Source organism: Pseudomonas sp. ok272 (assembly GCF_900109995.1).
Taxonomy (GTDB): domain Bacteria; phylum Pseudomonadota; class Gammaproteobacteria; order Pseudomonadales; family Pseudomonadaceae; genus Aquipseudomonas.
The window spans coordinates 211,422-224,606 of the sequence record NZ_FOCB01000007.1 but is presented as its reverse complement, the minus strand read 5'-3'; the positions used below and the strand labels follow the sequence as shown (position 1 = coordinate 224,606).

The 13,185-nt window shown below is 64.2% G+C and carries 8 protein-coding genes and 1 pseudogene; 7 read left to right on the top strand and 2 right to left on the bottom strand.

The window, feature by feature from the left end; translation table 11 throughout:
- Positions 1 to 14 precede the first annotated feature (14 nt).
- The 5 genes from BMW74_RS12980 to BMW74_RS12960 all read left to right on the top strand — a co-directional run bounded on the left by BMW74_RS12980 (position 15) and on the right by BMW74_RS12960 (position 7,982).
- On the top strand, positions 15 to 3,047 hold the full coding sequence (locus BMW74_RS12980) for an ATP-binding protein (RefSeq protein WP_093420360.1): 3,033 nt from the start codon (positions 15 to 17) through the stop codon (positions 3,045 to 3,047).
- Between the two features lie 12 nt (positions 3,048 to 3,059).
- Positions 3,060 to 3,758: a hypothetical protein gene (locus BMW74_RS12975; RefSeq protein ID WP_093420356.1), complete on the top strand. Its 699-nt coding sequence runs from the start codon at positions 3,060 to 3,062 to the stop codon at positions 3,756 to 3,758.
- A 57-nt stretch (positions 3,759 to 3,815) separates the two neighbouring features.
- On the top strand, positions 3,816 to 4,535 hold the full coding sequence (locus tag BMW74_RS12970; protein ID WP_093420350.1) for a hypothetical protein: 720 nt from the start codon (positions 3,816 to 3,818) through the stop codon (positions 4,533 to 4,535).
- Positions 4,535 to 5,158 (top strand): hypothetical protein, encoded by a 624-nt coding sequence (locus BMW74_RS12965; RefSeq protein ID WP_093420345.1) that lies wholly within the window; start codon positions 4,535 to 4,537, stop codon positions 5,156 to 5,158. The genes BMW74_RS12970 and BMW74_RS12965 overlap by 1 nt, the downstream gene beginning before the upstream one ends.
- 88 nt (positions 5,159 to 5,246) lie before the next feature.
- Positions 5,247 to 7,982: a hypothetical protein gene (locus tag BMW74_RS12960; protein WP_093420339.1), complete on the top strand. Its 2,736-nt coding sequence runs from the start codon at positions 5,247 to 5,249 to the stop codon at positions 7,980 to 7,982.
- Between the two features lie 192 nt (positions 7,983 to 8,174).
- Here the strand turns inward: BMW74_RS12960 and BMW74_RS12955 are convergent, their stop codons facing one another.
- Positions 8,175 to 9,302: a Fic family protein gene (locus tag BMW74_RS12955; RefSeq protein WP_093420334.1), complete on the bottom strand. Its 1,128-nt coding sequence runs from the start codon at positions 9,300 to 9,302 to the stop codon at positions 8,175 to 8,177.
- A 96-nt stretch (positions 9,303 to 9,398) separates the two neighbouring features.
- Positions 9,399 to 10,574, bottom strand: coding sequence for a GGDEF domain-containing protein (locus BMW74_RS12950; protein WP_093420329.1), 1,176 nt, complete (start codon positions 10,572 to 10,574; stop codon positions 9,399 to 9,401).
- Positions 10,575 to 10,717: 143 nt separating this feature from the next.
- Between BMW74_RS12950 and BMW74_RS25470 the strand changes: the two are divergent.
- Both BMW74_RS25470 and BMW74_RS12945 read left to right on the top strand, forming a co-directional pair.
- Positions 10,718 to 10,840: pseudogene (locus BMW74_RS25470) on the top strand (anaerobic ribonucleoside-triphosphate reductase activating protein); the annotation flags it as partial.
- A 183-nt stretch (positions 10,841 to 11,023) separates the two neighbouring features.
- The coding region (locus tag BMW74_RS12945; protein WP_175479207.1) for an ESPR domain-containing protein at positions 11,024 to 13,185 on the top strand (2,162 nt) is incomplete at its 3' end.

Sequence of the window (13,185 nt, the reverse complement as noted above, 5' to 3'; positions counted from 1 at the left end):
TTGGGAATATTCACATGAACGCCCGCAACGAACCCGCCACCGCCGCGCTGCAAGACCTGGCGCCGGTGAGCAACGAGGTGCCGCGCATCGACTGGGATGCACCCAACTTCGCCGAACTGTTCCATCGGCCGCTGATCGCGGATGAGCTGATTCGCTATCGCCTGCTGCACATCAGCGAAATCGGCGAAGGCAAGCCCGAGGCGTATCGCCAGGCGATGGCCAACGTCATCTCGTGCCTCAACAGCACCACCTGCGCCAGCGTCTACATCCTTTCGGGTAGCCGCGAAGGCATCGACCTGTACCTGGGCGTGGCGACGGCCTCGGCGCAGGTGGATGTGCACGATGCCGCGACCATGCTGCGGGCCACCTTCGAGGGCAACTTCCTCGGGGCCAGCCTGCAAGACGTGCGGGCCGATGACCAACAGTTCCAACAGCTGTACCGCAACAGCCGGCACCTGGGGATGATCACCGGCGTGCCGTCGTTCAACGACAGCGAGCGCGCCGGCGACGAGGACTTCCAGGGCGTCGAGCGCCTGGCCAACAGCCTGGTGGGCGAGCGCTGGCAGCTGACCATCTACGCCGAACCGGCGGCGGACGACGAAGTGCGCGCCACGCTGGACAGCATCTACAACCTGTCGACCTTGCTCTCGGCCCACATCAAGCAATCGGTGCAGCAATCGGAGAACAGCGGCTGGCAGAGCACCCAGACCCGCGGCACTTCGACCAATGACACCCAAGGCACCTCCAGGGCGACGGACCGGGGCAGCAGCAAGAGCGCGTCGAATACGCCCAGGCGTGAAGATGGCAATAACCGCACCACCCAGGACGGCACGAGCCAGTCGACCAACACCGGCAGCAATGCGTCCACGGCCACCGGCACCAGCGACTCCCTGGCCAACGGCAGCAGCGGTGGCCAGAGCCTGGCGATGACCCGCGAGCGCACCGACAAGCGCGCCGAAGAGCTGCAAAAGCACCTCGGCGAAACCCTGATCGAACGGTTCCTCCAGGGCCGCAGCAAGGGCATGTACCGCACGGCGATCTACGTCAGCGCCGAGAGCGCCAGCACCTTCGAGCGCCTGTCCCGGGGCATGATCTCGACCTTCCAGGGCAACAACTCCAGCGTCACGCCGTTGCGGGTGCACAAGCTGCAACCCACGCTGCCGTTCAGCCTACCGGCGCTGTTGCAACTGCGCCGCCTCAAGCACAAAGGCATCGGCGTCGACAACTGCATCGCCCATAGCGCACCGCTGGCGGCCAACGGTGAATTGCTCGGCGCGACCTGGCTGAACATCGAGGAGCTGGCGCTGGTGGCCGGCTTGCCGAGCCTGGAGCTACCGGGGCTGAAGATCCGCAAGAACGTCGACTTCGCCCTCAACACCGGCACCGACGCGACGAGCCCGCAGGCCACCTTGAAGATCGGCAAGATCGTCCAGCATGGCCGGTTGTTGGCGTACAAGCCGGTCAGCCTGCCGCTCAAGGAATTGTCCAAGCACGTGTTCGTGACCGGGGTGACCGGCGCGGGCAAGACCACCACCTGCATGAACCTGCTGCTGGAGTCGCAGCTACCGTTCATGGTGATCGAGCCGGCCAAGACCGAATACCGCGCCTTGCATGGTCGCGGGGTGGACGTCGATTACTACACCCTGGGCCGCGAAGACCTGACGCCGTTCCGGCTCAACCCGTTCGAACTGGTGTCCAGCCGGCAGAACCTGGCCAGCCACATCTCGGTGCTCAACGCCACGCTGGCGGCGGTGTTCCCGATGGAAGCGGCGATGCCCTCGATTGTCGAAGAGTCGATCATCGAGGCCTACAAGGCCAAGGGCTGGGATATCCACAGCACGCAGAACTTCTTGCTCGACGACCCGTGGCAGCACGGCAGCGATGCCTGGCCGACGTTCAGCGACATGATCGCCCAGTTGGACAAGGTGATCAGCTCCAAGCAGATGGGCCGCGACTTCGAGGAGAAGTACCGCGGCTCGCTGGTGGCGCGCCTGACCAGCCTGACGCTGGGGGTCAAGGGGCGGATGCTCAACTCGCGCTATTCGATGGACTTCGATCAGTTGCTCGACCGCCACGTGGTGATCGAGATGGAAGAGATCAAGGACGAAAAAGACAAGGCCCTGCTGATGGGCCTGATCATCAATCGCCTGGCCGAGTGCATGAAGCAACGCCACCGCGTGCAGCCCAGCTTCCAGCACCTGACCTTGATCGAAGAGGCGCACCGCCTGCTGTCGCGCCCGGAGCCGGGCGATGCCGAATCGAAGAAGATGGGCGTCGAGATGTTCGCCAACCTGCTCGCCGAGGTGCGCAAGTATGGCGAGGGTTTGATCATCGCCGACCAGATCCCCAACAAGCTGATCAGCGATGTGATCAAGAACACCAACACCAAGATCGTCCACCGCCTGTTCGCCGCCGACGACCGCAAGATCATCGGCGACGCGATTGGCCTGAGCGAAGAGCAGCAGGCGTTTCTGCCGCTGCTCAAACCGGGGGAAACCATCGTCTATTGCGGCGGCTGGCACGGCGCGGTGCGGGTGCAGATTGAGCAGATCGCGCACACCGATGCGCCGGAGATTCCCGAGCAAACCATCAAGGCGCGTGGCCAGGTTCAGCTCTGGGCACAGCGCGCAAAACTGCTGCCGCGCCTGTCCGCCGACCCGCTGATGCGTTCGCCCGAGCACCTGGCGCGGATGCTGGAAAAGGGCAGCGTGTTGCTCAACCTGTTCCTCACGCTCAATCACTTGCGCGGTCGCGCCGACAGCGCCAAACCGCTGCATGCACCGATCGCCCAGCGTTTCGCGGTGCAGGCCAGGGCGCTGGGTGAGGCGCTGGCGCTGAGCCCCGAACAAGTGTCCGGGCTGTTGGGCAAAATCTTCGAGGATTGCGCGAGCATTCCTGGCTGGTACGAAGCGGATTGGGCGCAGATCCGCCCGCTGCTCGAATCGGCGCTCAACGCCTTGGGCGACTCCTTGCAAGCCTTTGAAACCGCCTGCGCACAACGGCCGATGAAACGGCTCGAAGCGCTTCAACCGTTTGACTCAATCTAAGGACTCAGGACCATGGTCTTACCGTTCATCGGCGTCGCCATCAGTGCCATCGCCAGCGCCGTCGCCGCCATCACCCCGGTGATCGCCTCCATCGCTCCGGCGGTCGCCACCTTCTGCACCACCGTGTTGCCGAAGATCATGCCGGCACTGATCGGCGGCCTGGAGAAACTCAACACCTTCGTCACCGTGGTCCAGGCCGTGTTGCAGGTGGTGCAGGTGTTCCGTCCGGGCGAGCAGCTCAAGGACATCGGCGACCGCGCCATCCAGGCCGCGCGCCAGGACATCAAGCCCGAGTACTACGACAGCTTCGACGCCTACATGGATGAAATCCGCGCCTTTGAACTCGACCCGGCGGCGTCCGAGTCGCTCTCGGACACCGAAAAGTACGCCGCTGGCCTGGCCGTGGGCGCCCAGGGCATGGACCACAAGTTCGAGGTGCGCGAAGGCACCATGGCCAACCTCTGGCCGCTGGTGGCGAACAACCCCGAGTACTTCAACAGCACACGCCTGACCGCGCTGCTGAGCACCACCACGGACGTCATCAGCCTGCTCAAGTACTTCGAAGGCAAGCTCGGCCCGGCAGCCGCCGCCGAGACCGAAGGCAAGATCGTTGCGGCGGAAAAAGCCATCGCGCCACAATTGTCCGAAGAGGCGATCTACGCGCAGTTGGATGCGGCCGTCGAACAGTTCAAACAACCCCAGCCAGCCTGATAACCGAGCCCCGCGCATCGGGCTCGATGCGCGGGGGTCATTGAGTGGAGCCGTTGCGTGTCTACCGAGAACTACGCGTTAGTGCTGATGGGCGATCGCGTCGCCTGTTTCCAATCCTCCCCGGCGGATCCGTCGTGGCGCGTCACCCGGATCAGCGGTGACGCCTGGGTGTCCTTGCACACTCACAGTGTGCCGGCGGTGCTCCAGCAGTTGAGCGAGCGGCGCAACCTCAACACCCGCCTGGCACACGTGCCGGTCACGCTGGTCTACGAGCAGGCCGCCGTGGGCTATTTGGCGGGGGTTGCCGAGGCCTTCGAGGCGTTGCAGTGCCGCACGTGGCAAGTACTGCGGTATGAACCGCTGGCTGAGCGCGTCACGCGGGCGCCGGGCGAACAGCACCGGGCGCATGACGAGACGTGGCTGGCTGAATCCTTGCTGGTTTGCCTGGATGGGCCCGCGCCGGTCGCGCCGGTGAGCGTCGAGGTGCTGCCGGGGACGTTGCAGGTCGGCGTGCTGCAACTCTACCTGCCGATGCTGTTCCAGCACTTCTGGTCCAGCGTTAGCCCGCAGGACCTGGCGTTCATCGCCGGATCGCTGCAGGTCCCGGACGTCGAGTCGCCGTACCCCGAGCCGTCCCAGGATGCCATTGCGGTGCTGCGTCGGCGCTTCTTGAACCTGCCGGCGGCGCAACGCCAGGCGGTGCTGGGCGTGGCCCATGAGCTGAGCTACAAACTGAAGGTGCGCGCGCAACTGCGTGACCTGCTGGAGGGGCTGTGATGGATACGTTTTCAGCACCGGACACACTGCGCGACGGGCTGCTCACGCTGCTGGCCAGTGACCCGGACATACGCCAGGCGGTGCGGGATATCGTCGCATCGCCCGCCGTGCGGGTGGCACCGGAGCCAGAGCCGGAACCTGTCGCGGCGCCTGTCGACGTTGCGCCGCCGGCCACGGTGCCCGCTGCACCTGAGCCGCTGCGCGTCGAGCTGGCCCCCCAACTGATCGTGCTCGCCACCCTCGCGGCTGACCCCGACCTCGCCAGTACCTGGCTGGTCGATGGCGACAGCGAAGGGCTGCAACTGGCGCGTCTGTTGGCCAGCGCGGCGCAGTGGGAACGCCTGCTGGAATTGTGGGATGTGTTGGCCGAGCGCTGCAAAGAGGCCGCTCGCCCGGCCACGGCCGCCGAGCTGTCGATCCTCGAAGGCTGCCTGTCGATCCACAACCTGATCTGGCGTGATCGCCAGGCCCAGGTGTGCAGCGTGGAGGCGGGCGTCGAGTACGACTATCGCCTGCACCAGCGCGCCTCGTTGCGAGGCGAAGTGATCACGCAGCAGTGGTTGCCGGGCCTGGCCAACGCCGGGGGCGAGCGCCAACGCTTGCCGCTGGCCGCGACGCACTAGCGCCATGCGCCAGATGTCACCGTTACACGCTGCGCTCAGCCGATTGAGCGCGATGCTGAAGCACATCAAGCATTTAAAGGAAGGTCGTATGTCGGGTAGTCCCTCACCGTTTGTTCGCAACGCGTTCGTTGCTAGCCTGCGCACGCGCTGCGCCACTGAGATTGCCGCCGCGCGCTTTTGGTTGGTGGGGTTTCCCGAAGACTCTGCGTTGATGCTCTACGACACGCAAACACGCTTGGTGTGGGAATACGATTGCGAAGGTTGGCGCGACTACTCGTTGAGCGAGGCGCAGGAGCACGTCGAGGACAAGTCGGTCATGGGCACGCGCCCCTGGCGCTTGCCGACACGTGCGGAACTGGAAGAGTTTGCCTCGACCTACGGCAATCCGCTGCACGGCGACAATGGCGGCCGGGCTCTCAAGGGCATCGACTACTGGATGACCCAGGAAGGTAAGATCGATGTCGACATCGAGGACGATTGGGTGGATGCCCAAGGGCAGGGTAGCGTGATCGCCTGCAGCGACCAGGTGCGTTATCTCGACACCCAGGATTTTGTCACCCATGCCATCCAACGCGGCTGGCATCTGACCTCGCTCGATGCCGATCAAACTGAAGACCCGTTGGCGATCATGAACACCCTTGCCCCGGACCTGATGGCGCTGTATCGCGACGTCGATTACCGCATCTGCCGCCAACCCAAGCTCAGTGACGTTCAGTTCACCGACCCGAGCCTGGGCATGTGGGAGTTCTTTGGCGAAGACCCGGAGCTGTTGAAAGACGCCGGGGTACGCGCCCGCGACCCCGCGACGGACATCAAGGACTGGAGCATCGCCATCGACTTCGGCACCAGCAGCAGCGTGGTGGCCTACGACGATAACGGCCGCTACAAACTGCTGCGCATCGGCGCCAAGGACCAATGGGAAAAAGAACAGCCCGAGCACTACGAAAACCCCACGGTGCTGGAGTTCGTCGACGTGCCGCGCAGCCTGGAGGTGTGGAACGCCCAGGCCTATCGCCCCAACCTCGATTGGGACAACGTGCGCTGTTCCCACGAAGCGCTGCACAACCTGCGCAATAACGGCAGCGACCCCAAGGTGGTCGCCAGCATCCTGTCCAAGATCAAGCATTGGGCCATGCGTCACGGCGCCGACAACCTCACGCGCATCGCCGACCAGGCGAACGGCTACGAGTACTCGCTGCCGGCGCTGAGCAAACGGGACGTGGTCAAGGGCAAGCCCTTGGCCGTCAGCCAGGACGACCCGCTCGACCCGATCGAGTTGTATGCCTGGTACCTGGGCATGGCGATCAACTGGCGCAGTCGCGGGTTGTTCTTGCGCTACTACATGACCTTCCCCGTGGCCTACACCCGGGACCTGAAAGAGACGATCCTGATGTCCTTCCGCCGCGGCTTGCAGCGCAGCCTGCCGGTGCAGTTGCTGGGCAGCGAGGCGTTCAGCGCGTTCAGTGTCGAAGAGCTGGCCAACGAACCCGCCGCCTATGCCGCCGCCGCGCTGCCGCGCCTGGGGATCGAACCCACCGAACAGGGGATCGCCTACGGGGTCTTTGACTTCGGCGGCGGCACCACCGATTTTGACTTCGGGCGCTATCGTCTGCCGACGCTCGATGAAGAGGATGAAGGCTGGGAAGAGGTGTTCGAGCACTACGGTAACGCCGGGGATGCGTTCCTGGGGGGTGAAAACCTGCTGGAAAACATGGCGTACCTAGTGTTCCGGCACAACCTGGAGTTTTGCCGGGGCAAGCGCATCGGCTTTGTCCGGCCATTGGACGCCGACGACTTCCCGGGCTCGGAGATGTTCCTGCTCGACAGCCGGAGCGCCTCGACCAACAGCGTGATGCTGGTCTCACGCCTGCGTCCGTTGTGGGAGCAGGGTGCCCTGGCGGAAAAGAACGGCAACGGCGTGCTGAAACTGCCCCTGCTCAACCGCGACGGCGAGAAAGTCGAAAGCGAGCTGGCGGTGCCGGTGGACGCGTTGCTCGCCTACCTCAACGAACGCATCGGCCTGGGCATCCGCAACTTCTTCAGCGCCATGGGCAAGGCCTTCAACGGCCATGGGGTGGAGCAGGTGCACGTGCTGTTGGCCGGCAACAGCAGCCGCTCGATGATTGTGCAGAAGTTGTTTGAGGAAGTGGCCAGTGGCGCACCGGCCGAATCGCTGTCGGACAAAGTCAGCGGCGCGGCGGTGATGGGCTTCGGTGTGGCGGGAAGCTTCATTTCGAGCGTGTGGCAGCACGTCGAAGCCGAACAGAAAAAGCACCAGGCCACGCCGCCGGCCGATGACGAAACCGCCAGCCCACCTGACGCCAGCGCGCCCCGGATCATCGTCCACCAGCCGCTGGTGTCCAACCCGGACCAACCCTACAGCCCCAACGGCAAGACCGGCGTCGCCATCGGCCTGCTGCGCCTGGCGCCGGGCAGCCCGGTCAAAGTCATCTCGCACATCGCCCGCGACAGCGAGGATGCGCCGTTCGCCCACTACGTCGGACGTGTGCAACGCAACCGGTTCGTCCCGGGGCTGGCGCAAGGCGAGCGCTACCACACCTGGAAAGAACTCGGTGTGCCGCGCGAGCGGGTGTTCAACCTCTACCACTCCCAATCCCCCCGGGCTCACACCGGGGAGATGGAAGACGGCGAAACCGGCCTGCACAAACTGCGCCTGACCATCGCCGGCGACCACCAGGGCCACCGCGTCTACGCCAAAGCCATCGGCCCGCACCAGGTGCAACTGTGCACGGCCAGCTCGCTGGAAGCACTGGAGGCGGGGGATTGCAGTGTGGTCGGGGAGTTGGATTTGGCGAAGGGGTAGGACGGGCTTCGACAGCGGCAGGGGGCGTAAGCCTGGGGCGCGAAGCTCATCTCGACATGCAAACAGCCCGTGGCGAGCGAGCTTGCTCGCGCTGGACGGCGTAGCCGTCCCTTTTATGGGGCCGCTGGGCGACCCCGCGCGAGCAAGCTCGCTCACCACGGATGTTCTTGTCCAGCACGACGTTGGACACCTTCACCTCACCTGATACCGCGTGCTGCGCCCGCCGCCCGGCAATTTCGTCAAGCAGCCCTTCGCCAGCAACTCGGCCAGGTGCCGAGTCGCGGTCGCCTTGGAGACCTTGGCCACCGCCTGATACTGCGCGGCGCTGATGCCCGCTTCAAAGCCGTTCTCACCGCCATCGAGCAAGCGATTGAGCACCTTGACCTGTTCAGCGGATAACCCCTGCTCACGGTGCTGGTGCCAGAATCGGGCTTTGGCCAGTACGCGCTCGATCCGCTCCATGGCGTGTTGCAGGCTGCGTAGCAAGGTGTGCAGGAACCACAGCAACCAATCGGTGATGTCCAGCGTGGCTTTCTGGCTATGTTCCAGTATCCGGTAGTAGCCAGCACGGTCGTCGAGGATGCTCGCGGACATGGCGTAGAAACGGATCGCCTGGTTCTCGCCTTGGGCCAGTGCCAGGTCGGTGATGGCGCGGGTCAGGCGACCGTTGCCATCGTCGAATGGGTGGAGGGTGACGAACCAAAAGTGCGCAATGGCGGCGCGCAGCAGTGGGTCGAGTTGGCTGTCGGTGCGGCTGGTTTCGAACCAGTCGAGGAAGTCTGCCAACTGGTGTTCCAGGCCCGCGCGTGGTGGCGCTTCAAAGTGCACGACAGGGCGGTCGAGCCGGCCGGAGATGACCTGCATCGGCTCATCGCCACGCAGGCGGCCAACCCGCAAAGGGCGAGCGTTGAGTTCACCTTCCTGGGTGGGGAACAGCCACCCATGCCAACGCATCAAGCGGGTGTGATCAAGGGGGGCGGCGAAGCGCTGGGTGGCGTCGAGCATCAGGTCGGTGAGCCCTTCGCTACGCGGGCTGATTCGGCCAGCCTCTGGATTGTCCAGGCCAAGGCGTCGAGCCAGGGAGGAGCGCACAGACTCGACGTTGAGCTGTTCACCTTCAATGGCAGATGAGGTGACGATGTTTTGCAACAATGAGTCCAGCTCATTCTGCGCGCTGAACGTTCCCCCCGCCGCGTTGGCCATTCCCAACAGCTTGCCCTGGGTCTGTACGCACTCACGCAGCACCGATGACAGACGCTCGGGTTGCCAGTGCACGTGCGGCCAATCAGGTTGTTGCCAGATCCAGCGAGGGTGTTCCATGGCGGATGCTCTTGGGGGTGAGCCGAATAGGGTGATTATTCGGCTCATTAAGTGAGCTGATTGTGCGAGCTATTCGGCTCACCGTCCAGCACCGGGTCACGCCAGCAGTGGGTCCACCGCTTCCAATCCCGCCACCTGCACCCGATTCCGGCCCTTGCCCTTGGCCACGTACAGCGCTAAATCGGCCTGGGACAGCAGGCGCACCAGGTCGTAGCCGGCCTCGGCGCTGGTGACCACGCCGATGCTGACGCTCAGCGAGCCGGGCTCCAGCAGCGTCAGTTCGGCGAACGCCTGGCGGATGCGTTCGGCGACCAGCACGGCCTGGGGCAGGTCGGTGTCTTGCAGCACGCAGGCAAACTCTTCGCCGCCGATGCGGGCGAAGACGTCCTGTTTGCGCAGGCAGGTTTGGGTGATGTGGGCGAAGGCGATCAGGGCCTGGTCGCCCAGGTGATGGCCGAAGGTGTCGTTCAGGCGCTTGAAGTGGTCCAGGTCGCAGAGCAGCAGGGCGACGGGTTGGTCGCGTTGCGCGCAATCCTTGAGCAGTTGCTCGCCGTGCTGCCTGAACGCCCGGCGGTTGCCGGCACCGGTCAGGGCGTCGCACAGGGCGGCGGCCTTGAAGCGCAGTTCGGCGCGCTCCTTGACCATCGCCAGGGTCACGTAGCCGATGCCGATCACGTACAGCATCGACTCGAACAGCATGACCGAGAAGAACCCGACCCCCGAGCCCGCTCCGCGCAGTGCCTGATCCAGGGGCAGGCCCTGGTCGGTCATGCTGCGCACGCCATAGAAAAAGGTGTGCAGCACGGTCAGGATCAATGCCGGCCAGTAGGCCACTTCCAGGGTTTTGCGACCGCGGACAAACTCCATGATGGTCAACAGCCCATAACAGGCGGCCAGAATCGAGTAGGTCGTGACGCGCAGCGGGAGCGTCTGGTAGAACCCCGGCACCAGGCACAGGCCCAGCCAGAGGCTCGCCCCGGCCAGTATTCCGGGGGTCGAGGGCGAGCGTCCGGTGAACACCCGCATGGCGGTCCAGTTCATCGCCGCGCTCAACAGCAGGACCACGTTGCCCACCACCACCGCCACGGCATCGAAGCCGTAGCCGCGCAGGCTGACCAGCACCATGCCCAGAGCCGCCAGTAGCATCATGCAGCCCAGGTAGGCCAGCGGGCGCTCGCGGGTTTCGCGCAGCCAGGCGTGCAGGGCCAGCAGCCCCATCAAGGTAAAGACAAAGACCGAGACCACCAGCATGGTCGGGATGTGCAACTGCATGTGCAGGGTTCTCGTCGCGCGTTCGTGTGTCAGCGGGTGTGGGGTGAAGGACCGGGTCTGGTCGATGGGCGAGAGTCTAGCGGTTTGCGCTCAGGTTTGCTGGACGCACGGCCCGCCGCGCTGCAACACCTGGGTGGTCTCGACAAGCAGTACGGCGGATGGGCTTTCGCATCGGTCTGCACAGCACCGGGATCAAGCCTGCGGCGTTTGCCCGTGCCATGGCACACGCCGATTGGGGGGCGTTCGCTGACAAGGCTTGGCCGGACCCGCGATTTTTCAGCCCTCTATCTCGGGCTGTTGCCACCAGCACCCGAAAAAAGCAAGGATAAAACCGCTAGAAGGTAGCTAACTGCTATCAGTTTTTCCTTGAGTTGTTGTATTGTCGGACGATTTCTGGTCGGCCCCACGCCGTATCACCGGGCATTTTTATCTACAAGGAAGTGATCGAAATGAATCATGTATTTGCGTTGGTATGGAATGCTTCGTTGGGCTGCTGGGCGGTCACTCACGAATTCAGCAAGCGTTGCCGCAAAGGCTCGCGGCGTCGAGGCACGTTGGCATTGGCCGTTTTGCTGCTGGGCACGGGGTTCAGCTCGACGGTCTTTGCTGCCTGTAGCACGGCTGGATTGACGGTCACTTGCACCGGTGTGCCGCCGCAGCCGCCGCAGCCACTGGTTCCCAACGATTTCAGCAGTGGCGCCAGCGGCCTGACGGTCAATGTCAACAGTGGCGCGCAGATGAACGCGACCCTCGGCGGCCATGTCATGGACCTGACCGGGATCAACATCACCCTGAACAACTTAGGCATCATCGACCCGGCATTCCTCGATCAGGTGTCGGTGTTGAGTGGCGGTGTGTTCATCGGTACCGGCGCAACCAGTGCGGTTGAGGTGCTCAACGGCGGCGGCGCGTTCATGCGCGGCACCGGCAGGGTGCCCGGGCTCAACCTGACCAGCATCGACGGCCTGGCCCTTGCCGTGAACAACGGTGCTGCCGGCACCACCAAACTCACCAACAACGGCACTATCACGTCGACCGGATTGTCCGGCGGTGGTGTGACCCTGGCCGATACCCCGGTGATCGGGATCTACGGCGGCTCGCAGGTCAACATGACCAACAGCGCCAGCGGCGTGATTCAGGGCCGGATTGCGTTCGAAACTTCGGCAGGGGGCAACACCTTCACCAACGCCGGTGCCATTACCGGTGGCGTGTCGATGGGCGCCGCCAGCACCAACACCTTCACGGCGATCACCGGCTCAGCCGTCAGTGTCGGTGACGGTGTAATGATCTCCAGCGGCCTCGGCGGATTGATCGGCCTCAACCTGACCTTCGCCCCGACCGGGACAGTGGATGGTGGCGCGGGTGGCACCAACCATCTGATTCTGCAAAATCCGATAGGTATCGGTGGCGGCACGACTGGCGTGGGCACGGCTTCCAGCACCAACTATGTCAATTTCGGGAATCTGACCGTCAACAGCGGTACCTGGACCTTGCAGGGCCCGTTGGTCAGCGGCTCGACCACGCTCAATGGCGGTGTCGTGCAGTTCGACAACAACGCGACTTTTGGCAGCGGTGTATTGACCTCCAACGGCGGGATCATTCAGGCCAGCACGGGGGGGGTGAATATCAGCAACCTGATTGCCCTCGGCGCGGGCGGCATGACCGTGCAGGGCGTCCTCGATACAACCTTTTCCGGTGTGGTCTCCGGCAACGGTGGTCTGACCAAAAACGGTTCCAGTCAATTGAACCTCAACGCCACCAACACCTATTTGGGTAACACCACGCTCAACGGCGGCACGGTCGCATTGGGCAACAACCTGGCGCTGAGCACCGGCACGATTAACGTTGTCGGGGCGACCAGTCTGTCGACGCCGGGCACCATCACCCTGGACAATGCGATCAACCTGGGTGCCAGGGTGACCACCACCGGCGTTGGCGCTCTGAACCTGGGTGGCTTGATCACCGGCAGCAGTGGCATTACCAAAACCGGCACCGGCAGTCTGACCCTCAGTGGTGCCAACGCTGGTTACGCCGGCACCACCACCCTGAACGCCGGCAGCTTGCTGGTGACCAATGACAACTCGTTGGGCAGCGGCGCGTTGAACACCGCCGACGGCACCAGCCTGGACAGCACCGCCAACGTCACGCTGGCCAATAACATTGGCATGACTGGCGCGCTCAACGTGCTCGGCAGTAATGCGCTGACCCTGAACGGCGTGTTGTCCGGTATCGGCGGGATCACCAAATCCGGCGCCGCCAGCCTGACGCTCACCGGCAACAACACTTTCTCCCGCGGCACCGCGCTCAACGCTGGTGCGCTGATTGTCGGTTCCAACACTGCACTGGGTACCGGCGCACTGACCGCGGCGGCGGGCACCACCCTCGACGCCAACACGGCAGTGGCGCTGGCCAACGCAGTCTCCCTCGGCGGCAATCTGAACGTCGGTGGCAGCGCCAACCTGACCCTCGGCGGTGTCGTCAGCGGCAGTGGCGGGCTGACCAAAAACGGTGCAGCCAACCTGATTCTCAATGGTGCCAACACCTTCCTCGGTAACATCGCTCTCAACGCCGGCACCATCACGGCGGGCGCCAATGCGGCGCTCGGCGGCGG